Below are 19,687 nucleotides of genomic sequence, written 5' to 3'. Positions count from 1 at the left end.
CTATCCGGTGTAGTAATAATTGCTGTCATGACGGCTCTGGCCGTCATAGTGAATACTGTCATCAGGTCTGTAACCAGCCGGGTAAACCGTGATAATTTCCCCGTCAGAAACAGCGGCGCCGATACTGGCTAAACCTCTTAAATGCTGTAGTAATGTAAGTTGCGATATATGTCGGCTTACTGGCTTGGCATCACCAATAATCCGCTCAAGCTCGTAAATCATCGGCTCCGTGATACCGATTTCATTCAGATCGATTTCAAGCCGAAACGTCCCGGCGGGGTCCGCTACTTTCCACCATTCCTCAAGGGTCATTGAATAACCCAGCCCCTCGATCACTCGCTTAACCGCTGCTACCGTCCCTTTTCGCTGATGGATCCAGAAAGCATCGCTGACCGCCTGCCGCTTAGCAGTTTCTGTCCAGTTTTCCTCCCAGCGGTCAACGGAGAAAGCCCAGGCCAGATACGGCAGAAACTTTGCCGGGCATTTCCACGGGTTCCACAGGTCACGCAGCGGCACGTTTAAATCACTGATGCCAGAACAGGCCTGCGCCAGCCTGCGCTCCAGCGCAGACGACCCCGGCGGTAACAGGCTGCTACTCATCAGAGCCACCAATTCCTGCTTTAAAATCGGTGCAATATGACGCCTGCGTTTTATCTAACACCATGTCCGTCAGGGGCTTCATCAGCTCAACGCGCTGGACGCCCTGAACATGCAGAGCGGCATAGATCGCAGACAGCCGCACGTCACGCCCCAGGCGACGCTGCTCGTTGATATATGCCGTACCCTGCGCTTTCGCGGCCGCCAGGATGGGTTCCTTTGCTGGGCCGGGATAGACATAAAGAACCGCATCAATTTCATAGGGGACAATCTCAGCAGATCGGACACTCACCCGATCCGCCACCGGCCGCACAGCCTCATCATTCAGGGCCTCACCGACGACCTGCAGTAAGTCTTCCGGCGCAGTACCATCGCCGTCACGGGCCAGAATAGTCACCACGACTTCCGCCGGTGACGGGCTGAACGCCGACGCGTCCGCCACCCGCCCATCCGAGCTAAGCGCGTGATATTCATAGGCTCCGACTGGCCCGGCAACGCTCATCCCCTCAAAGGCCGCCGGGATGCGCTGGCGATAATCCGCGTCAGATTCCATGACCGCCTCCGTGGGCGGCGTTGTGGTGTCGTCCGCAGCCGTAATCACCCGGCGCTGTACGTTGTTATTCGCGCCTAAATTGTCCAGGTCATCCCCGCCGGAATAGGCCACCATCACGGCTTTCGCCGCCTCGTTAATCCGCTGGCGCAGCAGCAGCTCCCGGTACACATTTTCCTGCAGCATTTTCACCACCGGCTCAGATTCAAGCGTTAAGGTGCGGGCCACGGCCTCCTGTTCTTCTGCCGGAAATAACGCGACAAATTCAGCCTTGCGCTCAGTCAGCAGGGTTTCAAAATCCGGCACATCCACAATTTGCGGCGGCGGCAGCTGGGAAAGGTCAATAACGGCCATTGTCTGCTCCTGTCGATACGGAAAGTGACACGGGCACGCCGTCATTACGCTGGCCTGCCAGCTCAATAACCATTGAGCCATCCATGCTACTGCTGTTAACCGTGATGGTGTCCAGCTGCAGCCGCGGCTCCCAGCGCCGCAGCGCCACATACACCGCAGCCATGATCTGCAGGCGCAGCGCCGGGTTTTGCGGCTGGTCAATGAGCGCTGAAAGCAGGGAACCATACTCCCGGCGCGCAAGCCGGCTCCCTTGCGGGGTCAGCAAAATGTCACGCACCGACTGGCGCAGGTGGTCAGTTTCCGTTATGGCTCTGCCGGTATCGCGGCTCATCCCGATATAGAGCGTCAAAATGGATCTCCCGTCGTTCCGCCACTGTCGCCAGGGTGTTTATGCTTATCAGCAACGACGCCGTTTGACGTCATCGCGCCGCCGCCGTGGGTCACATCGCCGTTCAGGATCACGTTGCTGTTAATTAGGGTGGTGTCAGCCTCGATCACAAACTCACCGGTTTTGCAGGAGACAACCTGCGAAGACTCAATCAGCACGCTTTTCACGCCGCGAATAATCCAGCGCCCGGTGGCGGGGTCGTATTCGAACCAGCCACCATCCTCGTATGCGGTCACGTCCGCACTTTCAGAGTCTGACGGCGGCGGGCAGGCGTTGGAGTAGATGGCCGGAAGCGCAAAGGCTGTTTCCAGATTGCCGCCCAGGCTGAACAGCACCACCTGCTCCCCTGGAGACGGGCACCACCAGGTGCGTGATTTACCTGCACGGTAGGTCAGCCAGTTAATCCAGTTGGTTTCGAGGTCGCCCGTTTTCACCCGGCACAGCCAGCCGTCCCGGTCCACTTCGGTCACAATGCCGGTGCGGATCAGATTAGTGATAAGGCGCATGATTTCGGTTAATTGAGCATTCATGCAATTACAATCGCACACTAAACCAGATGAATGCAGCAGACATCTCTTGTATGATGGTTGGTACAAAAAATGGAGGAAATCTTTATGCCAAGGCATCGGAGAGGTTGGAGGCAGCATTTATTTGAATGGTTCGCCATTATTGCGACCACGATTCTCGCTTTGTTTTTAAGCTTTGCTTCTGAAAATAGTCCAACAATTCACGCATTATTTTTTGGGAGCTTTTTCATCATTATTGGAATATGCTCAAACATAGTTAAACGTGGAAAAGCAAAGCTATACAAAGAAATATTCAATACCATATGGAATTATGAAACTGCATTAGTATTTATTTACAGCTTATATTCATTTTTGGCACATTTAAAAGATGAAAAGCCCATTACCCAAGTGATGAACGAATTATTAGAAGGCAGCCCATACATTATTTACTCAGGTATTGCGATTCTAACAATCACAGTATCTTTTCGATTTGGTTTAGGTTTGGCAGAGTTACTTATTAAAACAGAGCCCCCCAAAAAATGAGCAATAAATCAACTATTCTATCCACCGGAATAAACTATCAAGCGTAATGTCCTCCACTTCATCATTGATGCCGAGCAACCGGCGCTCTGCATATTTGACTTCCGGCCCTTTACGACTGACCCGATCACGCAAGCCATAGTGATGCACGCGGGCTATGCGCTGCACCCGGCTCTCAAACTCAACGCTGGCCGCTTCCTGGCTGGCGAGGGCTTTCAGGTATTTTGTGGTGCGGAGTTTTGCAAACATCTGCCGACGGATGCGGCCCTGTTTCGTTCTGGCCGTCACGCGACGCGGCTCGTAAGCCGTCCCGTCGGGGTTGCGCTGCATCCTGATATTTTTCTGCTGGCTGCGGCGTAGCTGCTGCGCCAGATCCCGCATCATGCGCTTACGAGCGGCAGGTTCCAGTCCCGCCAGCAACGCATCTAACCAGGCGTCAACCTGCTGCAGCTCAGCCACGGCTCACCGCCCACATTTCGTCCGGTTCGTCCGGTTCCGGCACCGCTTCGACGCTGGACACGTCACCGTCAGCGCTGACTATCACACGCTCTGTCAGTTGCAGATTCAGGCTGATATCACAGATATCATTGCGTAAAATATCGACTTCAAAGGAAAGCAACTTTTCCCGCAGTTCCGGGTTATGAATGGCATCCGGCTGATTCTCCATGAGCCAGGCCACCACCGGCGCCATCAATAACCCCTGATCGCCGCTGAAATCCACAATCACCACATTCAGGGTGTAACGATATTCCCATGAAAGTGACGCTGCCCCGGTTGCCACCACCGATCCGTTATCAACGAACAAATGCAGCTTATCCGGGTTATCGCGAACATATGGCACCGCGTTATTCAGGGCGCGGCGTAAAGATTGAGGCTTGTTCACTGTTTCGCTCCTGACAGGAAATTATCGTGTCCACTTTGTCGGCGCAGGCCGCCCAGGCCGCCTCCGCTTCATCCAGCGCGGTCAGCAGATGACCGTTAGTGCGTGCCGCCGACTTTTCCAGGCGGCACTGCGTCACTCTGGGACAACCATTCACGGTAAGCAGCACCTCCGGCGAGGGCTGGACGTTCGCGCATCCTGATAACGTCAGCAGGCAGAAGAGTGTCAGCCCAGCGGCGTAAATCCTCATTTTCACGTTTTAACTCCTCAATTCTGCGCTGACGACTTCGCAGCAGCGCGTTTGTACTTTCTGCCGCCGCGTAAAGCCTTGCCTGTTCCCGGTTATTGGTTTCGGACAGGATGGACAAGGCGATCAGCTGGCTGTTAGTTTTTGCCAGTTTTTCGCCTGTCGTTTTCAGAACCCGCCCTTGCAGCTCGATGGTCTGGCTGGCCTCCTTCATCCGCCATGACTGCCAGCCCAACGCAGCCAGTACCAGCGCCAGAATTATCACCAGTGTCCGCGTCATATGGTTACGCTCCTTTTAAGCACCAGGACAGCTCCCGCGCGCGGCGGTTGTCCAGCCCCGGATTAAATACGCCTTTGACGTATACCCAGCGCGGCAACTGATAGCAGGCATCGCGCCAGCGCTTCTGATTGATAAACTTCACCATGGTTGAACCGCAGGCATTGCCGGTTCCCACGTTGAAGGCCAGCGATACCAGCGCGTCATAGACGTTCTGCGGTACGCTCACCAGGACACAGCGATCCAGCGCCTTCTCCACCCTTAAAATGTTGGTGATGAAACTCCCGGCGGCCTGCCGTTCCGTGATGGTCTTCCCCGGCACCACGCCGGACGTATTGCCAATGCCATCGGTCCACACCCCCGCATCACACTGATACGGCTGCAGGCGACAACCCTCGTAATCGGCTATCAGCTTCAACCCTTCCACTGAGGTATGAAGTTGCTGAAAGCCCGGCAGGGTGGCGGCAATCGCCAGCACCGCCCCTACCAGACAGCGTTTAACGGTTGAAGGATTCATATTCCCCCTGTGTAATTTTTCCGCCGCGCAGCAGCTGGTAGGTTTTGTGTTTGTAGTACCAGTTGATGGCCAGCATCAGCACGCCAATCAACACACCGCCCACTGTCGACACATCCTTAAGCGATAAATCTCCCATCCATGCCAGCAGTACAGCGATGCAGTACGTGATGAAGGCGCTGATCCGTTCAAGCGTCATATTTCAGTCCCATAACTGGACGGTCTGCACCGTGGAAGTGGTGGCAATATCCGGCAGCTCCACCTGCAGCCCGTGTGGTAAGAACGGGCCGTGCTCAGCCAGCCCCGGATTTGCCTGCAGTACCTGCTCCGTGACGCCCAGCGTGCGTCCGTAATGACGCCAGCAAAGCGCGTCCACCGTGTCACCCTGGTACGCACGCACTTTCATCAGATCAGCTCCACCGTACAGTGAGGCGCATCCTGCACCCGGCTGATTGCCCAGCGCGCATCACGCCACAGATCGCCGCTGGCCTCCGCCAGCTCATCCCCCCTTTTCACACCGGAGGCCGTGGCGTCGTAGTCCTGGTAACGCTCATTCACCTGCGCACGTGCCCAGCAATAAACGGCGTTGTGGTAGTGGTGAATGCGTTCGCTTTTACCGTCCAGCAAGTCCGCCGGTACATCGGCCAGCGTCATAAATCCCAGCGCCTGCTGGCGCTTGCGGAAGTCGTACAGCTCCGCATTGACCTCTGACATCGCAGACCGGATGAGTTGTCCGAGACGGGGTGACGTCACCGTGCCATCCGTCCGCATCACGCTGCGAAACTCTGATAAATCAACATCGGGCCAGAACGGCGTATTTTTGATAATTTCCGCCTGTTCCGGCGCCTGCTCAGGCGCAACAAACTTCATGCGGGCTTTCTCCTGAAATAGTGGGCGGTGGACGGGGTTTTGATGTGGCAAAAGCCTTTCGCCACCCCGTGCCGCCCGTGCGCGGGGCACGTTCCGTTAACGGCTGTCATCGCGCAATCTGCGCTCCAGCTGCTGTTTTTCTTTTTTGACGCCACAGCGTGGATCAAGCTGCAGCGCATGATTGATGTGATTCAGGGCGGAGGCCGGGCTGGTTTCGGTCAGTACAGCGCCAATCGCTTTATGCAGGCGTGCCCGTGACTGGTCTGGCATATCCTGGCCGTCTGTCAGCTCCAGTGTCTGCAGTAACAACCCGGCATCGAAAGATTCACCTGCCAGCAGGGCGGCCTGCGCAGCGTCTGCCATTTCCTCTGCCAGCACCGTCTGGACGTTACGGTTTCCGATGGGCATCACCCATCCGTGCCGCAGCGCATGACGCCCTGCATCCAGCGCACCTGCATAATCACCGGCATCGATACGCCAGAGCATCACAAACATCACCACGTCATCCTGCCGGGCACCATCAGCAGCCAGCACCCCCTCCACCCAGGCGGAATAACGGGGCAGCAGCTCCACTTTGATTTGGGCTTTCTTCACGGTGGACTGGATACCTTTCAGGCGGCGGCGGTCCTCCGCCAGCTGCATCAGCATCAGGTCATACCCCGTCGCGTGGCGAACATTGCCGCCCTGTCGGGCGGCCTGTTCAGCCTGGACGCGCAGGCGGTGCTGCCGTGCGGGACTCAGGCTCATGCGTTATGCCCCCTCGCCTTCCGGTACAGCTGGCGCGCTGAAATCCCCCATCTGGATGTTTTCGACCAGCGCCGCGCCGCGGTAATCCTCAACCACATACGCTTCATTGACGGACTCGAAATTCTCGATCCGGTCACGTTTCGGGTTATCGATAACAGAACGACGGCGGGTATCTTCCTGCCAGTAAATTGACAGGTTATCCAGGCGGGTGATCAGCAGTGCATTCGCAGGGAAATACGGCGCGCGTACAGCCTGCAGGCCACCCATGCGTTTCTGGCTGATGACCAGATCAGCGGCCAGCTTCTCCGTGTTCTCCTGGTCTTTGTTAACCAGCGGGAAATACTTGTCAGACAGCAGCTCACGGCCACAGACCACCACCAGATCATCATCATCCTGATACACCGGGTCGATCAGCTCGTTGACCGCATCCATCACCACGGCGTCCAGGTTGGCATAATCGCCACCCTTACCAACCTTCACGGCGCCTTTGGTGGTCACGCCTTCTTTGGTTTCGCTGCCCATGACATGATCCGGCGCATCTTCGCGGATTTTTTGCAGCCAGCCCTTATTTACGTCCTGCAGCATCGGGTTGGCTTCGCGGTCAGAGGTTTTGGCACGCTTCACGCCGTTGAACCCGATCATGATGCGGTCCAGAGCCTGGCGCTTCACGATGGCGTTACGGATCCGTACCTGGAAATCCTGGAATTTTGCCCACAGGTCCAGCTTTGCGTAGGTCAGCACCGTATCAAAGTTGGTCTGTTCGCATTTGTATTCCACGTCCGCCATCACTGTCGGGTCAGTTGGTTCGCGCTCTTTGGTGGTGGTATCCGTGGTACCGGCAATCGTGCTACCGACACCCAGACCCAGCAGCTGGCCTGACTGCTCATCCACCGGGGTGATGTTAATCAGTGTCAGAAAGGCTGCGGACTGCTGGATCTGATCTTCCAGCGTCTGCTGTACCGACGGCTCAACGGTGAATTTGCTGGAAAGTTCTTCCACTTCCACGTTATTCAGGCGTGCCAGCTGCTGCAGGTAGGCGTTAAAGGCAAAACGGGTTTTCTTTTTCATTGGTTCTTATGCTCCATCAGCAATTGGTCAGTGTGCCTGCCGGTGCGTTTCCGCCCGGCGCGCGCTGGCGATAATCTTTGCGGCTGTCTTCCTGGCTCAGCCGCTGCTCCAGTTCAGCAAAAGCGGTCTGCTGTTCCTGCAGGGAGGCTTCCAGCTCAGCAATGCGCGCATCCTGCGCAGACAGGGAGTGATCAGTACGTTCGCTCAGGTTTTGCTGTTCAGTAGCAATCAGCTCCACCGCGCGATGCACGTCAGAAAAACGCGCTTCATCGTTCTGTTCTTTTTTGGTGAACATCGCGGCAACGCGGGAAAACAGGGAGGGTTTTTCGTCCTGGACTTCTTCCCACTCGATCAGCGTTTCTTCTGCGGCGGAAAAGAGGTTTTCAGGGTTTTGCTTGCGGCCTGCCAGGGGGTTACTTCTGGCGCTGGCGCTAAACTGCAGCATTTCAGTACCGAGGCTTGCGGGATCATCCGTCGCCGCCAGGCCAACCAGGTAGGCTTTGCCGGTATCGGCAAAACTGGTATTGACCTCCATTGAGGTAAACAGCTTTTGCAGATTACTGGTATACGCCACCAGGTCCTCTGACGGGGTGATCCACGCATACAGGGCCATTTTCCCTTTCAGCGGGCCGTCTGCAATCTCCTCTGCCTCCAGCTTATCCACGGTCCCGAAACGGCGGAATGGGCTATCAGGGGTGTAACCCTTGATGTGCTCCAGATTAATCAACGCGGTATACACCTGCGGGTCATAGCTCGCCGCCATCTGTTCCAGCCAGGCACGCTCAATATTGCGCCCGTCTGTCGTTGCCCCTTCCACACCGATGCGGAAGCGCTTTGCTTTTACAGCCATGTGACCGACTCCATCAAATAACTCTGTGAGGCCTTATGGTTGCTGCGATGGAGGGGGTGAAACAACGCGCGGACCTTGTGCGGTAAACCATACAAAGGCCAGCCGGGGAAAGGCGCCAGGCAAGGCCGTATGTTTGTGCCATGGAAACGATGACCCCCGCAGACCTCGATCCCCGCAGGCAGGCATTACTGCTGTATTTTCAGGGATACCGCGTAGCCCGCATTGCTGAAATGCTGGGCGAAAAAGTTGCAACCGTTCACAGCTGGAAAAAGCGCGACAAGTGGGGCGAATATGGCCCACTCGATCAGATGCAGCTCACCACTGCCGCCCGCTATTGCCAGCTCATCATGAAGGAGCACAAGGAAGGGAAAGACTTTAAAGAAATAGACCTGCTGGCCCGCCAGTCAGAACGACACGCCCGCATCGGTAAATTTAACAACGGTGGTAATGAGGCTGACCTTAACCCCAACGTGCAAAACCGCAACCGCGGCCCCCGTAAGACACCAGAAAAGAACCTGTTTACTGACGAACAGATCGAAAAGCTGGAAGAAATTTTCCGCAACGGAATGTTTGAATATCAGCGCCACTGGTGGGAAGCAGGAATTAAGCACCGCATCCGCAACGTGCTTAAATCGCGCCAGATCGGCGCTACGTATTATTTCGCGCGTGAAGCGCTGATGGACGCCCTGATGACAGGGCGAAACCAGATTTTCCTGTCAGCCAGTAAAGCCCAGGCGCATGTTTTTAAGCAGTACATCATCGAGTTTGCCAAAGAAGTCGATGTGGAATTAAAGGGCGATCCCATGGTGCTGCCAAACGGCGCCACGCTGTATTTTCTCGGGACCAACGCCCGCACCGCACAGAGCTACCACGGCAACCTGTATCTTGATGAGTATTTCTGGATCCCGAAATTTCAGGAGCTACGTAAAGTCGCCTCCGGCATGGCGCTGCACAAGAAATGGCGCCAGACCTATTTCTCCACGCCTTCCAGCCTGACGCACAGCGCTTACCCGTTCTGGTCCGGCGCCCTGTTCAATCGCGGGCGGGCAAAAGCTGATCGCGTTGATATCGACCTGACCCACTCAGCCCTTGCAGCCGGTCTGCTTTGCGCTGACGGTCAGTTCAGACAGATCGTGACGGTGGAGGACGCCGTGCGCGGTGGCTGCAACCTGTTCGACCTCGACCAGTTGCGTCTGGAGTACAGCCCCGACGAGTACCAGAACCTGCTGATGTGTGAGTTCATCGACGATCTCGCCTCCGTTTTCCCACTGGCTGACCTGCAGGCCTGCATGGTGGACAGCTGGGAAGTCTGGGAAGACTTTCAGGCGCTGGCCCTGCGTCCCTTCGGCTGGCGCGAAGTCTGGATCGGCTATGACCCGGCGAAAGGTACCCAGAACGGTGACAGCGCTGGCTGCGTAGTCATTGCCCCGCCGACGGTGCCCGGCGGTAAGTTCCGCATCCTTGAGCGTCATCAGTGGCGCGGAATGGACTTCCGCGCCCAGGCAGAGGCCATCCGCAAACTGACTCAGCAGTATAACGTGACCTACATCGGCATTGACTCCACCGGCGTCGGTCACGGTGTTTATGAAAACGTAAAAGGCTTTTTCCCTGCCGTGCGGGAGTTTGTCTATAACCCCAACGTCAAAAACGCCCTGGTGCTCAAGGCATACGACATTATCAGCCACCGCCGTCTGGAGTTTGACGCCGGGCATACCGACATTGCGCAGTCATTTATGGCTATCCGCCGCGCCACCACCGCCAGCGGAAACCGCCCTACCTACGAAGCCAGCCGCAGCGAAGAAGTCAGCCACGCCGATCTGGCCTGGGCAACGATGCACGCACTGTTTAACGAACCGCTGCAGGGCGATGCCGCCAATACCAGCAACATTGTGGAGATTTTTTAATGACTGAGAATACCGCACAGGATGTGATGCCACCTGACGTACAACCGAATGATGCAGCGACTACCCAGGCGTTCAGCTTTGGCGATCCCATTCCGGTACTGGACCGCCGAGAACTTCTGGACTACGTAGAATGTGTTCAAATGGACCGCTGGTATGAGCCGCCGGTGAGCTTTGACGGGCTGGCGCGGACCTATCGCGCCGCCGTACATCACAGCTCACCGATTGCCGTTAAGCGTGACATTCTCAGCAGTACCTACATCCCCCACCGCCTGCTCAGCCAGCAGGCTTTTGCCCGTTTCGTCCAGGACTATCTGGTGTTCGGTAACGCCTATCTTGAAAAACGGACGAACAGGCTGGGCGGCGTCCTGTCACTGGAGCCATCACTGGCGAAGTACACCCGGCGCGGGATTGACCTTGATACTTACTGGTTCGTGCAGTACGGCATGGCCACCCAGCCTTATGAGTTCACCAAAGGCAGCGTCTTTCACCTGATGGAGCCGGATATTAACCAAGAAATCTACGGGCTGCCCGGCTATCTATCTGCCATCCCGTCAACTCTGCTGAACGAGTCTGCGACTCTATTCCGCCGTAAGTATTACATTAATGGTAGCCATGCCGGCTTCATCATGTACATGACAGACGCGGCACAGAATCAGGAGGACGTGAACAACATCCGCCAGGCCATGAAAAGCGCCAAAGGGCCGGGCAACTTCCGCAACCTGTTTATGTATTCGCCCAACGGTAAAAAGGACGGCATCCAGATCATCCCGTTGTCGGAGGTCGCGGCGAAAGATGAGTTTCTGAACATCAAGAACGTGAGCCGCGATGACATGATGGCAGCGCACAGAGTGCCGCCACAGATGATGGGGATTATGCCTAGTAATGTTGGGGGATTTGGGGATGTGGAAAAAGCCAGTCGTGTCTTTGTTCGCAATGAACTTATGCCATTACAGAAGCGCCTGCAGGAACTGAATGAATGGGTAAATGAAGAAGTAATTAGCTTTTCTCCTTATTCCCTATCTCCTGAGAACATGTGAAGTAAGCCTGCGAAAGCAGGCCTACTACACCGTGTACTAAAAATAGATCGATAAACAACAAGCACTCTAAAATTATTTTGGTAAATCTAGATCTTCTTTCAATTCAGAAATAATCTGATGCTGTAGCCAAATAAGAAACCCTTTGTCAACAACATTCAACTTTCTGTTTGTCTGATCATAATCTAAAATTATAGGCATAATGTTTTTTTTGATTTGCAGAGATGCAGTTGATTGCAATGATTGAGTTACGTTTCCTAGATTCAGCTTTTCCCCCCTAGGGTGTACATCTTGCAAAGTTGCCCTTATATCTTTGAATTTCAGCCCCAATTCCAATTGTTCAATCGTGGACGAAAGAACAGGGTAAAGTATCCATTTGTGCATCTGTAACTCTGTATCCTGAAATCCATCAGAAAAACTAATTAGAAACGAATTATAACGGGCGGTTTGGTCGTTAACTATATCAGCGATAATAGCCTTGCCATCCATCCCTTTCCCGATTTCTTTGCTGAGTTGCTGCGTTCCTGATACACCAGACTTAATGCATGCCCTTCTACAAGCCTCTTGCACAAGATAAATACTATTTAAACAATGTTTAACAATATCCGACTTAAACTGCTTATCAAAAGTGATATTTAAAAGCGCACAACCTTTATCAACTGCCGTCTCTAGCTCCGCTTCCTCCCATTTATCTGCATTGACAGAGATAATACGCCCAGTCAAATCCCCATTGTATACTATCAACCTATTATCTTCCAACCAAACACCAACAATCACAAATATAATATCAGATGTTTCATGAAATGCCTTCAATGCAATAGAGAAGTCTCGCTGTGTCTCAAATGGCATATAATGGAAATCTTCCAACACAATAATTCTATTAAAATTTATAGACTTCAATGCCGCAATTACATCGTTAACATCATCAACATCTATTTCTAAAGGTGCTGTAGTCGTTTCCTGTGATGTTGTATCTTCGACTTCGCCGCCAGCACTAGCACCGAAACCAAAAATAGAAGTTTTTAACGAAGCCAGTATCTTATTTTTCCCTGTGATACCTTTCTTACTTGATTGTGTAATTTCAAAACCTGCTCGCTTGAGAATACTTGCATTCAGTTCTGAAACATCTGAACGATTAGAACATTGAACAAGAATATAGTCCTTAGAGTTAATACAGTGCTTTCTCACACATGTTTTCCCCTGTTTGGAACCACCATATATTACAATGTGTTTTTTAGCTTGTAATTCTTGTTTCAGCTTATCATCAACAGCAGTTCGCTCTATATAATTAAGAGGCAAATCCCTTGATAAGCCAAACACTTCGTTAACTTCATAATTAGTCATATTATCACCTAAAAAAAATAATGAATATATATTTAAGATATAATGTATCCTTAATTTATGCAACTAGCCTTTAATGGCAAGCTTAACCACTCAGCGCGCGCTCGTATCCCCGCCACGCCTGCCCGCTTTGTGTAGTGGTTTTCATGCACCTGCATGAGATATGAAAAAGCCCGCCAGAACTGGCGGGCCGGAGCCAAAACGATCTTCAAACGATCATGCAGATTCATGCGGCATAGTCATGCACTCTCTTTTTTCAGGTTAGCCTGAAATCATCGTCAAAATCCATGAAGTTTTCAGACACTCGAGATGAGAGGATGATGTACTTAACCCCCTCACTAAGAGGAACGGGATGATCAAGTTCAAACATAAAAACACCATCATAGGTTTTACCCAGCCAGAACCCGCCGCCGCAGGATTTTGGCCGCTGAAACAGCACCCAGCCACCCGGGACATACTTCATTAATGGCTCATAGCGATAAACGACCTGATAATTGCTGTCTTTAGACCCCATAGCCTAACGCCTCGCCTTGCTCGTTGTTCAACCTAGCAGGAGGTAAAAACCAGTTTTATCGCCTGCTAGGTTTTGTTAATGCATCCAGCTGTCGTCTTCCCAGACCTGCTGCATAATTTCCATTACCCGCTGCTTATCCTCATCAAGTTTTAAGCCAGTCAACTCGATACCGTTGGCACTTCCTTTGCGAATGCGGATCGCCGTCTTGGGATACAAGGGGGTCAGGTTGCGGTAAAGCTCGGTTTCGAATGCTTCCAGTGTCGCTTGGCAAATTTTCTGCTCTTTATCAATCATTATTTCGACACGCATGGAGATCATCCCCCTAACTGGAAACATCCATTGACCGGCTGTACTCATGGCTACGGATTTTCGCCATTAATTCATCAGTCAGCTCTGAGACCCACTGGATAGCAAGCCGCTTCTCTTCATCGCTGCACTCACTAGCCGCTACAAGCTTGATAAAAAAATCAATACGCTGGAGCTTCAACGACTCCAAAAGATAGTCCTGCATTTTCCCTCCGATCCTCACTACAGGATATGTAATGCCACATCCCTACATACGGACAACCAAACACTGTATATACATACAGTATAATACGTTTTTTAAGTTGTAAAATACTTTTTATCATTCAATCAGATGTGTCCGATGTAGCAGAAAAAAGGCGAAAAATGCGCCCCTTCATCAGTACCACTGGCGCCATTTATCATCTTCCTGCAGCCTTTGGTTCCGGTAAAAGACACGCAGACCGGCACCGGATGGAATACTGCCGCCGCGCAGAAGCAGATCGATCTCCACCTCCGAACCATCAAAGCCTCTCGATTTAAGTTCATACTCTAGCTGCAGGCGCTGCTGATTATCCACATCCTGCCTGTACCCTTTCCGGCGCTTAGACTTAACCATGCGAAGCCGTGCGTTTAGCTCCCTCAGCTCCTTTTTGCTCATGCTATGGAGATACTCCTGCAGCTCCCGCTCATCCATACCCGTAATATCCGGTAAATCATGCCCGCTTACGGCCCCGTTTTCGTTCATTTTTTCCACAGGGGGACAGTTATTGCCACGAGTCCAAGGGGCGCAAGCGCCCTGGTCGGCTGGCGCCTCCTGAACGTCAACGGCCTTACGAACCATTTTCCACTTCATCGCATGCGTGCAAATCCGGCCCTCAATAATCGGGGACCAGATGCCATAAATACGGATGCCGTGATCGCCATAGGCTGATGGCTCGTCATTGAGTTCATAAGCCGTGCGGACCAGGTGATGCTTACGCGGAACCAGTACGCCGCCCTGTTTCATGATGTAGGTGGCAAAACACCCGGCATCGGCTGCCGCCAGCACGGCATCCAGACGCGGGTTATCCAGTACCGGCGCACCTGCTTTTTTATCGGCCTGCTGTCGCGCGGCCTGGCCTGCCAGCAAACGCAGCTCGCGATAAGCCTGGCGGCCCGGTATACCGAAAAAGCGGAATTGCTGGACGCGATGCAGCGAAGCCCAGGCATTGACATGTTCGGCATTGTCCCGCAGTGATCTGCCGGTTTCTTTGCTGATTTCATTACCCAGGCCGCGGCCGTCGATGTTCTTACTGATGTACTTCGCGATGTAGCTGGTCGGCGTCCCCTTGCGCGGGTTGATCAGCTCAGATTTAAAGCGCGGGCCGGTATTATTTCCCAGCTCCTCGCGGTCCTCACGGATGGCAAATTTACGCAGCAGCGCAGTGATGGACTTGCGGTCTTTTTTGCGCATGAAGCAAAGCAGGTGCCAGTGCACGGTGCCGTCATGGTGTGGCTCAGCAACGCGGACGCCATACCAGCGCAGCCCGGCTTTGTGCATCGCCTTACGGAAGGCGGCGAACATATTCACCAGATAATCGCTGCTCTGCCGTACCGTGGCACTGGTCCATTTCGGGTTTGGCCTGCCGTTATTGAGCGTTGCGTGAAAGCGTGACGGGCAGGTGATGGTATAGAACACTGCGCATTCACCACGCATTTCTGCGATCAGCTCCAGCCCTTTAACGCAGGCCATCATTTCGTTGCGCCGGTGCGCCGGATTGCTGCTGCTGGCGTTTACCACGTCTTCCATATTCAGCGTATCGCCCTGCTCATTGGTCAGCTCATGCGAGCGGAAGAACTCCAGCGATTTGCGGCGCTGTTCGCGTTTATGGATCACAGCCTCATAGCTGACATACGGGGACGTCTTTTTGTTAACCAGGCAGACAGCGCGCAGCTGTTCCTCGCGCCATTCACACCGCATCTGCCACAGCTTGCGATACCACCAGTCAGCACAGAGCATACGGGCAAGCGAACCCGGAATAAGTTCGTATGGGACCGGGTTACGGCGGTGCTTTTTACGGCGCAGCTTCTCGAAAGCTGGCGGGATAACATCAAGGCGCATGGCCTCAGAGGCCACCCTTTCCCATGACCGGCGGATCTCTTCCGGCGTAACGTCTTCATCCGCAAACAGCTCACCGCAGGCAGCATCCAGACACATGCTCATGTGTGCCGCCACCAAGGTAGATAACCGCTTAACCTGATCCTGGTTCATTTCCGGCAGAACCAGCAGGCCCTCCAGCCCGTCGTGGCTCGCCATAAACCGGAATGACGCAGAAATCTGGCTGGCACGCACGCGCTCCAGGCGTTCAAGGCACGGCCTGATGGTTTCACGTAGATAGCGGGAATATGCCTTCGGCTTGCCCAGGCCCTCGAAATATTTTATGCGCTCAAGCAGTGGCTTGCTGATGTGAGGTGGTTCAGCGCTTACGTCTGCCAGAATCACCAGATCGGGATTAAACCGCTGCTGCTCGCGGGCCATTTTGGCGCGGCTGATCAGCCGGTCCTGCTCTATTTCCCGCTGAACAGGATCACGGGATTCATTGAAGAAATAGCGATCCCAGACCTCATTACTCAGAGCCTCGCGGCGCAGCTGTTCCTGCTCGTTATCCGCAGCATAGAGAGTAATCAGGTTTGAAAGCGCAGAAACCGGCGCTACTTCTGCCGGGTCCAGATATGGGTTAATCGCCTTTTTAGGTATATTCCAGGCAAAAGCAGCGGCGGAATCTTCTGCTCCGCCGTAGTTTTTAACGTCGTGATGGCTCACACAAATACTCTCTTTGGAAAGTTTCGTAAGACGCACTCGCGACTGGATACGCTGCCAGATCAAACCCTGACCAGATCAGAGGTTGAGAAACAGCGATAATTTCAGTTGCAGACTTACCATCACCACCGGCAACGCCCATACTGCGTTTTGCGTTAATACGGTGGCGGGTAAAACTCTGGTAAATCGCGTTCGTCAGCTCGGTTTCACTGTTCGACACAACAACCTGATGGCCTGCTGATGCCAGTACATCAAGAGTCGTCGCCAGGCGACGCTGTTCAAGCTCATTGAAACCATCAGTGTGATAATCGGTAAATGTACCGTCATAAGGTGGGTCGCAATAAATCACATCACCTACTTTGACCATTGCTAAAGTTTCCTCATAGCTGGCACAAATGAAGGTGGCGCGTTTTGCTTTCTCTGCAAATGCTCTGATTTCGTCTTCCGGGAAATATGGTTTTTTATAATTCCCGTATGGAACGTTAAATTCACCTTTCCTGTTATAACGGCACAATCCACGATAACAGTGGCGATTTAGATAAAGGAAAAATATAGCTTTCCAGAAATCGGTGATTTCAGACGAATGATTAAAGTCCTGACGGATGTTGTAATAAGACTCTGCGCTATTTGTGCCTAAAAAGAAATGTTTTGCATTTGAAATGAACTTCTCACAATCAAATGCAATCTGCTTATAAAGATTAATCAGGTCTGAATTAATATCCGCGACAAGATAATGAGGATACTCTGTCGCCATCATCACAGCGCAGGAACCCGCGAAAGGTTCAACCAGTCGCGGGCCTGCAGGCAGGTGCTTTTTCAGCTCATGCATGACGGCAGTTTTATTGCCCGCCCATTTCAGGATGGTGCTCATACAGCCCCCCCATTGTAGTGTTTGCCTTTCAGCTCTGCGATTTCCTGACAGGTGATGCAGCACTGCACGCCAGGAATAGCGCGGCGGCGGGCTGGCGGTATTGGTGCGTCGCAGTCAATGCACAAGACACGGGAAACGCCCGGCGCTTTACTGCGAGCGGTGTGGATATGCCGCTGACGTTCTTCTTCAACGCGCTGCTGTACGAGGTCCATAGAATCAGCCATCAGTGGATCTCCTGCGCTTCGTTCTGGATGTTTTCCGCAGCAACGCGCAGCAGCTCCGCCGCCTCAACGTGATTAAGCTGGCGCGATGTGATGTGACACGCCAGGCTATCAAGGCGGGCGGCCATTGCCGCAGCACGTGCACGGCGTTCTTCCATGCGGGCCTCTGTCAGTATCTGGTTAAGACCTGCATCATCCGGGCCGATTTTGTTGGAACGGGTTTCTATATTACGCATTGTTGTTTCTCCTGAATTTTGGCAAAAGAATGCCCGGCGGGTTTACGCCATTAATTTCTGTTACTGGTTAATTCGGCATGGTTAGCCGCTTTGGAAATAAGCTCACCACTGCACGAAAATGGTTCATTGCTTTTATCAGCTCCCGCTTTTCGTCAGTCGTCAGCTCATTCATATTGACGTTATGACGATCCGCCGGAATCTTAGCCATAAAGAATATGGCGGCTAAGGCACGCTCATTTTGTTTATGGTTAATATCTCGCTGGTCCCGCATATCGCTAATAAAACGCTCCAGTTCAGGTTCTATATTCAAGCCGAACACTTTCGCCCTTAGCTCTGCAATATGATTCAGGCCATCCAGCCGATGCCCCGGACTTAGTGGAACAGACGCAGAATCGCCTTCAATAGCCATGGTTTCCCCTGTTTATTAGTACGCAGTTCAGCCAGCAGCGCATCCTGCGAGCGGCACGGGTGCCAGCGCTTGCCATCTTTACCCATGATCCAGCCATGCCCGAAATGCGGTGATGGACTTTGCTTAACGAGAAGCGATGCGATTGATGGTTGGTTATTCAACATAGCTACCTCAGATCAAACCAAACGAGGCACCCAGGCCAGTGACTGTATCAATGGTGCTGGCCATCGCTGGGCTTGCCTGCAGGCGCGCCTGCAACGTCACTGCGGTTAATGCCATCAGTCGAGTAACTGAATTGATGCTATCAACAATCTGGCGGCGCCCTGCCGTTGTGTGCGCTTCGCCGGAAACAGCGCCGGCAGCCACGCGGCCGATTTCTGCCGTAGCTTTTAGTACATAATCCGGCATCTTTTCGCGAGCGACTTCGTTTAGCGGCACGCACGGGAGGCAGTGGATCTGCGCCAGGAAGCCATCAACCAACGCTGAATCCTCGGTCAGATCAGTAAGCAGCCAGATTTCCGGTGCGGTAAGTTGGTGCGGCTGGTCCGGGTTTAGCTTGTTGCGCAGAGTCTGAACATTCATCCCGGCACGCCCTGCCAGCTTCGTCATGTTATGACGCAGTGCGAAAGCCCTGCAGGCTTCATCAAAATGCGGATGTTTGGAAATCCTGAAATCAAACATGTTTTTGGCCTCTCTATATCCCAAAATGGAACTATCAGGCTTGCATTGCGATTTCGCAGCCTTGAGCCGCTTCCATCGTCAATGCGAACATGTTTACTTCGATAAGGCTATTTACCCCTTCCTTTTTACGAATTGGAAGGCGGCCTTCACGGATCATTTGGCGGGCGTAGCTGAGTTTGTAACCGGTACGGCGGCAGAACTCATCCAGGGTAATGAATGGTTCAGACACCACAAGATTGATGCTAGGGCGCATTGATAATTGGCGACTCATGATGCACTATTCCTCGGTTTGGGTGCCTAACTCACTATTAGGCACTGTTTAACACTATTCAAATCATCTTGAATCGAGATGTTAGGATCACAAAACAATCATGTCAACACGAAACTTAACGAATGAAGATGACGTAAAGCTGATTCGAGATTTCATATTTCAAAATAGAGGTGGGAAGGAAGTCATTGCTCGTATCCTTGAAGCCTATGGTTTCACTACCCGCATAGCCCTCTGTAATCAGCTTGGCGTCTCGCAAAGCACTATGGCTAACCGATATGCACGCGATACCTTCCCCGCTGACTGGGTGATTGTTTGTCATCTTGAAACAGGAGCATCATTAATCTGGCTGAGCACAGGTATTGGTAGCAAATTCGTGGGTGTGAATGATGCAGCAACTATGCGTCTTAAATGCATAAACATCACAAATGGGAACTTAAAAACACAAAATGATATAATCGCTGATACTTCAACAATTCCAGAAGGTTTACAGTCACCATTTATTCTGATTTCGGACAAAACAACTTACCTAGCTGATCGCTACGATGGTGAATTAGTAGATGGTCTGTGGTTCATTGAAATTGATGGGATTGCCAGTGTTCGCGAGTTGTATAGATTCCCTGGTGGTCGCGTGCGAATTGAGAATGGTAAAGCATCTTTCGAATGTTTCGTAAAAGATATCGTGGTCTTAGGAAAAATCGTTTCTAAGACAGATTATATTATTTAGGAGTGAAT

General features: G+C 52.7%; 31 protein-coding genes. 4 read left to right on the top strand and 27 right to left on the bottom strand.

The genetic code is table 11. The features are described from left to right. Genes DTA24_RS03695 through DTA24_RS03680 form a run of 4 tightly spaced genes read right to left on the bottom strand, consistent with a single transcriptional unit; the run spans position 1 to position 2,419 of the window. Entirely contained in the window at positions 1-600 is a 600-nt protein-coding gene (locus DTA24_RS03695) for a phage tail protein I (protein WP_123836565.1), read from the bottom strand. Next, on the bottom strand, positions 593-1,501 hold the full coding sequence (locus DTA24_RS03690; RefSeq protein WP_123836564.1) for a baseplate assembly protein: 909 nt from the start codon (positions 1,499-1,501) through the stop codon (positions 593-595). The genes DTA24_RS03695 and DTA24_RS03690 overlap by 8 nt, the downstream gene beginning before the upstream one ends. Beyond that, a complete protein-coding gene (locus tag DTA24_RS03685) occupies positions 1,488-1,850 on the bottom strand; it encodes a GPW/gp25 family protein (RefSeq protein WP_004206864.1) in 363 nt (120 codons plus the stop codon). Before DTA24_RS03685 ends, DTA24_RS03690 begins: the two co-directional genes overlap by 14 nt. After that, a complete protein-coding gene (locus DTA24_RS03680; protein ID WP_110212939.1) occupies positions 1,847-2,419 on the bottom strand; it encodes a phage baseplate assembly protein V in 573 nt (190 codons plus the stop codon). Before DTA24_RS03680 ends, DTA24_RS03685 begins: the two co-directional genes overlap by 4 nt. A gap of 84 nt (positions 2,420-2,503) precedes the next feature. On the opposite strand from DTA24_RS03680, the gene DTA24_RS03675 reads away from it, so the two are divergent. Further along, positions 2,504-2,938 (top strand): hypothetical protein, encoded by a 435-nt coding sequence (locus DTA24_RS03675; RefSeq protein ID WP_123836563.1) that lies wholly within the window; start codon positions 2,504-2,506, stop codon positions 2,936-2,938. 12 nt (positions 2,939-2,950) lie between these two features. On the opposite strand, the gene DTA24_RS03670 is transcribed toward DTA24_RS03675, so the two are convergent. From DTA24_RS03670 to DTA24_RS03625, 11 genes are all read right to left on the bottom strand, one after another. Then, positions 2,951-3,394: a phage virion morphogenesis protein gene (locus tag DTA24_RS03670; protein ID WP_019704199.1), complete on the bottom strand. Its 444-nt coding sequence runs from the start codon at positions 3,392-3,394 to the stop codon at positions 2,951-2,953. Then, complete coding sequence (locus tag DTA24_RS03665) at positions 3,387-3,818, bottom strand: phage tail protein (protein ID WP_002896172.1); 432 nt, start codon at positions 3,816-3,818, stop codon at positions 3,387-3,389. The genes DTA24_RS03670 and DTA24_RS03665 overlap by 8 nt, the downstream gene beginning before the upstream one ends. Next, positions 3,781-4,026 (bottom strand): Rz1-like lysis system protein LysC, encoded by a 246-nt coding sequence (gene lysC, locus DTA24_RS28685; protein WP_233436452.1) that lies wholly within the window; start codon positions 4,024-4,026, stop codon positions 3,781-3,783. Before lysC ends, DTA24_RS03665 begins: the two co-directional genes overlap by 38 nt. Next, positions 3,914-4,342: an Rz-like lysis system protein LysB gene (gene lysB / locus DTA24_RS03660; RefSeq protein ID WP_100157468.1), complete on the bottom strand. Its 429-nt coding sequence runs from the start codon at positions 4,340-4,342 to the stop codon at positions 3,914-3,916. The genes lysC and lysB overlap by 113 nt, the downstream gene beginning before the upstream one ends. A 4-nt stretch (positions 4,343-4,346) precedes the next feature. Continuing rightward, positions 4,347-4,856, bottom strand: coding sequence for a lysozyme (locus DTA24_RS03655; RefSeq protein WP_100157469.1), 510 nt, complete (start codon positions 4,854-4,856; stop codon positions 4,347-4,349). After that, positions 4,837-5,052 carry an HP1 family phage holin gene (locus tag DTA24_RS03650; protein WP_004144702.1) on the bottom strand — a complete coding sequence of 72 codons (216 nt, stop codon included), beginning with the start codon at positions 5,050-5,052 and terminating at the stop codon, positions 4,837-4,839. The genes DTA24_RS03655 and DTA24_RS03650 overlap by 20 nt, the downstream gene beginning before the upstream one ends. A gap of 3 nt (positions 5,053-5,055) precedes the next feature. Then, positions 5,056-5,259, bottom strand: a complete 204-nt coding sequence (locus tag DTA24_RS03645; RefSeq protein WP_123836562.1) for a tail protein X — start codon at positions 5,257-5,259, stop codon at positions 5,056-5,058. Then, on the bottom strand, positions 5,259-5,723 hold the full coding sequence (locus DTA24_RS03640; RefSeq protein ID WP_019704961.1) for a head completion/stabilization protein: 465 nt from the start codon (positions 5,721-5,723) through the stop codon (positions 5,259-5,261). The genes DTA24_RS03645 and DTA24_RS03640 overlap by 1 nt, the downstream gene beginning before the upstream one ends. Before the next feature lie 96 nt (positions 5,724-5,819). Beyond that, a complete protein-coding gene (locus DTA24_RS03635) occupies positions 5,820-6,470 on the bottom strand; it encodes a terminase endonuclease subunit (protein ID WP_123836561.1) in 651 nt (216 codons plus the stop codon). A 3-nt stretch (positions 6,471-6,473) separates the two neighbouring features. Further along, entirely contained in the window at positions 6,474-7,538 is a 1,065-nt protein-coding gene (locus tag DTA24_RS03630; RefSeq protein ID WP_123836560.1) for a phage major capsid protein, P2 family, read from the bottom strand. 16 nt (positions 7,539-7,554) lie between these two features. Continuing rightward, a complete protein-coding gene (locus tag DTA24_RS03625; protein WP_123836559.1) occupies positions 7,555-8,388 on the bottom strand; it encodes a GPO family capsid scaffolding protein in 834 nt (277 codons plus the stop codon). Positions 8,389-8,528: 140 nt separating this feature from the next. Here DTA24_RS03625 and DTA24_RS03620 point away from each other — a divergent pair, with 140 nt between their 5' ends. Together DTA24_RS03620 and DTA24_RS03615 are read left to right on the top strand one after the other, a co-directional pair. After that, entirely contained in the window at positions 8,529-10,292 is a 1,764-nt protein-coding gene (locus tag DTA24_RS03620; protein ID WP_123836558.1) for a terminase ATPase subunit family protein, read from the top strand. 26 nt (positions 10,293-10,318) lie between these two features. After that, positions 10,319-11,329 carry a phage portal protein gene (locus tag DTA24_RS03615; RefSeq protein ID WP_227540395.1) on the top strand — a complete coding sequence of 337 codons (1,011 nt, stop codon included), beginning with the start codon at positions 10,319-10,321 and terminating at the stop codon, positions 11,327-11,329. A gap of 72 nt (positions 11,330-11,401) precedes the next feature. Here the strand turns inward: DTA24_RS03615 and DTA24_RS03610 are convergent, their stop codons facing one another. From DTA24_RS03610 to DTA24_RS03555, 12 genes are all read right to left on the bottom strand, one after another. Further along, positions 11,402-12,670 carry a hypothetical protein gene (locus DTA24_RS03610; protein WP_117047523.1) on the bottom strand — a complete coding sequence of 423 codons (1,269 nt, stop codon included), beginning with the start codon at positions 12,668-12,670 and terminating at the stop codon, positions 11,402-11,404. 253 nt (positions 12,671-12,923) lie between these two features. Further along, entirely contained in the window at positions 12,924-13,181 is a 258-nt protein-coding gene (locus tag DTA24_RS03605) for a hypothetical protein (RefSeq protein WP_114262767.1), read from the bottom strand. A 75-nt stretch (positions 13,182-13,256) separates the two neighbouring features. After that, a complete protein-coding gene (locus tag DTA24_RS03600; protein WP_117047535.1) occupies positions 13,257-13,490 on the bottom strand; it encodes a DinI family protein in 234 nt (77 codons plus the stop codon). A 13-nt stretch (positions 13,491-13,503) separates the two neighbouring features. Further along, entirely contained in the window at positions 13,504-13,692 is a 189-nt protein-coding gene (locus DTA24_RS03595) for a hypothetical protein (RefSeq protein WP_004144689.1), read from the bottom strand. 171 nt (positions 13,693-13,863) lie between these two features. Further along, on the bottom strand, positions 13,864-16,269 hold the full coding sequence (locus DTA24_RS03590; protein ID WP_123837161.1) for a replication endonuclease: 2,406 nt from the start codon (positions 16,267-16,269) through the stop codon (positions 13,864-13,866). Next, a complete protein-coding gene (locus DTA24_RS03585) occupies positions 16,250-17,137 on the bottom strand; it encodes a DNA adenine methylase (protein WP_123836557.1) in 888 nt (295 codons plus the stop codon). Before DTA24_RS03585 ends, DTA24_RS03590 begins: the two co-directional genes overlap by 20 nt. Then, entirely contained in the window at positions 17,134-17,361 is a 228-nt protein-coding gene (locus DTA24_RS03580) for a TraR/DksA family transcriptional regulator (protein WP_023318930.1), read from the bottom strand. Before DTA24_RS03580 ends, DTA24_RS03585 begins: the two co-directional genes overlap by 4 nt. After that, entirely contained in the window at positions 17,361-17,594 is a 234-nt protein-coding gene (locus DTA24_RS03575; RefSeq protein ID WP_024623053.1) for a DUF2732 family protein, read from the bottom strand. The genes DTA24_RS03580 and DTA24_RS03575 overlap by 1 nt, the downstream gene beginning before the upstream one ends. 67 nt (positions 17,595-17,661) lie before the next feature. Further along, positions 17,662-18,003, bottom strand: coding sequence for a DUF5347 domain-containing protein (locus DTA24_RS03570; protein ID WP_100127471.1), 342 nt, complete (start codon positions 18,001-18,003; stop codon positions 17,662-17,664). Then, positions 17,967-18,167 (bottom strand): phage filamentation protein Fil family protein, encoded by a 201-nt coding sequence (locus tag DTA24_RS03565; protein WP_019704179.1) that lies wholly within the window; start codon positions 18,165-18,167, stop codon positions 17,967-17,969. The genes DTA24_RS03570 and DTA24_RS03565 overlap by 37 nt, the downstream gene beginning before the upstream one ends. A 7-nt stretch (positions 18,168-18,174) precedes the next feature. Continuing rightward, on the bottom strand, positions 18,175-18,684 hold the full coding sequence (locus DTA24_RS03560; protein ID WP_038421829.1) for a phage regulatory CII family protein: 510 nt from the start codon (positions 18,682-18,684) through the stop codon (positions 18,175-18,177). Positions 18,685-18,718: 34 nt separating this feature from the next. Further along, the gene (locus tag DTA24_RS03555) at positions 18,719-18,955 is read right to left on the bottom strand and encodes a hypothetical protein (protein WP_004144798.1); all 237 of its coding nucleotides are present in this window, start codon (positions 18,953-18,955) and stop codon (positions 18,719-18,721) included. Positions 18,956-19,055: 100 nt separating this feature from the next. On the opposite strand from DTA24_RS03555, the gene DTA24_RS03550 reads away from it, so the two are divergent. Next, positions 19,056-19,679 carry a phage repressor protein CI gene (locus DTA24_RS03550; protein ID WP_123836556.1) on the top strand — a complete coding sequence of 208 codons (624 nt, stop codon included), beginning with the start codon at positions 19,056-19,058 and terminating at the stop codon, positions 19,677-19,679. Positions 19,680-19,687 lie beyond the last annotated feature (8 nt).

The sequence above is a fragment of the Klebsiella sp. P1CD1 genome (genome assembly GCF_003790505.1).
Lineage (GTDB): Bacteria > Pseudomonadota > Gammaproteobacteria > Enterobacterales > Enterobacteriaceae > Klebsiella > Klebsiella variicola.
The sequence above is the reverse complement of the archived record's forward strand: the minus strand, read 5'-3'. Positions and strand labels throughout refer to the sequence as shown.

Coding starts and splice junctions, on each gene's coding strand:
- DTA24_RS03695 (WP_123836565.1), bottom strand. CDS start 600: ATGAGTAGCAGCCTGTTACCGCCGGGGTCGTCTGCGCTGGAGCGCAGG.
- DTA24_RS03690 (WP_123836564.1), bottom strand. CDS start 1,501: ATGGCCGTTATTGACCTTTCCCAGCTGCCGCCGCCGCAAATTGTGGAT.
- DTA24_RS03680 (WP_110212939.1), bottom strand. CDS start 2,419: ATGAATGCTCAATTAACCGAAATCATGCGCCTTATCACTAATCTGATC.
- DTA24_RS03675 (WP_123836563.1), top strand. CDS start 2,504: ATGCCAAGGCATCGGAGAGGTTGGAGGCAGCATTTATTTGAATGGTTC.
- lysB (WP_100157468.1), bottom strand. CDS start 4,342: ATGACGCGGACACTGGTGATAATTCTGGCGCTGGTACTGGCTGCGTTG.
- DTA24_RS03655 (WP_100157469.1), bottom strand. CDS start 4,856: ATGAATCCTTCAACCGTTAAACGCTGTCTGGTAGGGGCGGTGCTGGCG.
- DTA24_RS03650 (WP_004144702.1), bottom strand. CDS start 5,052: ATGACGCTTGAACGGATCAGCGCCTTCATCACGTACTGCATCGCTGTA.
- DTA24_RS03645 (WP_123836562.1), bottom strand. CDS start 5,259: ATGAAAGTGCGTGCGTACCAGGGTGACACGGTGGACGCGCTTTGCTGG.
- DTA24_RS03640 (WP_019704961.1), bottom strand. CDS start 5,723: ATGAAGTTTGTTGCGCCTGAGCAGGCGCCGGAACAGGCGGAAATTATC.
- DTA24_RS03635 (WP_123836561.1), bottom strand. CDS start 6,470: ATGAGCCTGAGTCCCGCACGGCAGCACCGCCTGCGCGTCCAGGCTGAA.
- DTA24_RS03630 (WP_123836560.1), bottom strand. CDS start 7,538: ATGAAAAAGAAAACCCGTTTTGCCTTTAACGCCTACCTGCAGCAGCTG.
- DTA24_RS03625 (WP_123836559.1), bottom strand. CDS start 8,388: ATGGCTGTAAAAGCAAAGCGCTTCCGCATCGGTGTGGAAGGGGCAACG.
- DTA24_RS03620 (WP_123836558.1), top strand. CDS start 8,529: ATGGAAACGATGACCCCCGCAGACCTCGATCCCCGCAGGCAGGCATTA.
- DTA24_RS03615 (WP_227540395.1), top strand. CDS start 10,319: ATGCCACCTGACGTACAACCGAATGATGCAGCGACTACCCAGGCGTTC.
- DTA24_RS03610 (WP_117047523.1), bottom strand. CDS start 12,670: ATGACTAATTATGAAGTTAACGAAGTGTTTGGCTTATCAAGGGATTTG.
- DTA24_RS03605 (WP_114262767.1), bottom strand. CDS start 13,181: ATGGGGTCTAAAGACAGCAATTATCAGGTCGTTTATCGCTATGAGCCA.
- DTA24_RS03600 (WP_117047535.1), bottom strand. CDS start 13,490: ATGCGTGTCGAAATAATGATTGATAAAGAGCAGAAAATTTGCCAAGCG.
- DTA24_RS03595 (WP_004144689.1), bottom strand. CDS start 13,692: ATGCAGGACTATCTTTTGGAGTCGTTGAAGCTCCAGCGTATTGATTTT.
- DTA24_RS03585 (WP_123836557.1), bottom strand. CDS start 17,137: ATGAGCACCATCCTGAAATGGGCGGGCAATAAAACTGCCGTCATGCAT.
- DTA24_RS03580 (WP_023318930.1), bottom strand. CDS start 17,361: ATGGCTGATTCTATGGACCTCGTACAGCAGCGCGTTGAAGAAGAACGT.
- DTA24_RS03575 (WP_024623053.1), bottom strand. CDS start 17,594: ATGCGTAATATAGAAACCCGTTCCAACAAAATCGGCCCGGATGATGCA.
- DTA24_RS03570 (WP_100127471.1), bottom strand. CDS start 18,003: ATGGCTATTGAAGGCGATTCTGCGTCTGTTCCACTAAGTCCGGGGCAT.
- DTA24_RS03565 (WP_019704179.1), bottom strand. CDS start 18,167: ATGTTGAATAACCAACCATCAATCGCATCGCTTCTCGTTAAGCAAAGT.
- DTA24_RS03560 (WP_038421829.1), bottom strand. CDS start 18,684: ATGTTTGATTTCAGGATTTCCAAACATCCGCATTTTGATGAAGCCTGC.
- DTA24_RS03555 (WP_004144798.1), bottom strand. CDS start 18,955: ATGAGTCGCCAATTATCAATGCGCCCTAGCATCAATCTTGTGGTGTCT.
- DTA24_RS03550 (WP_123836556.1), top strand. CDS start 19,056: ATGTCAACACGAAACTTAACGAATGAAGATGACGTAAAGCTGATTCGA.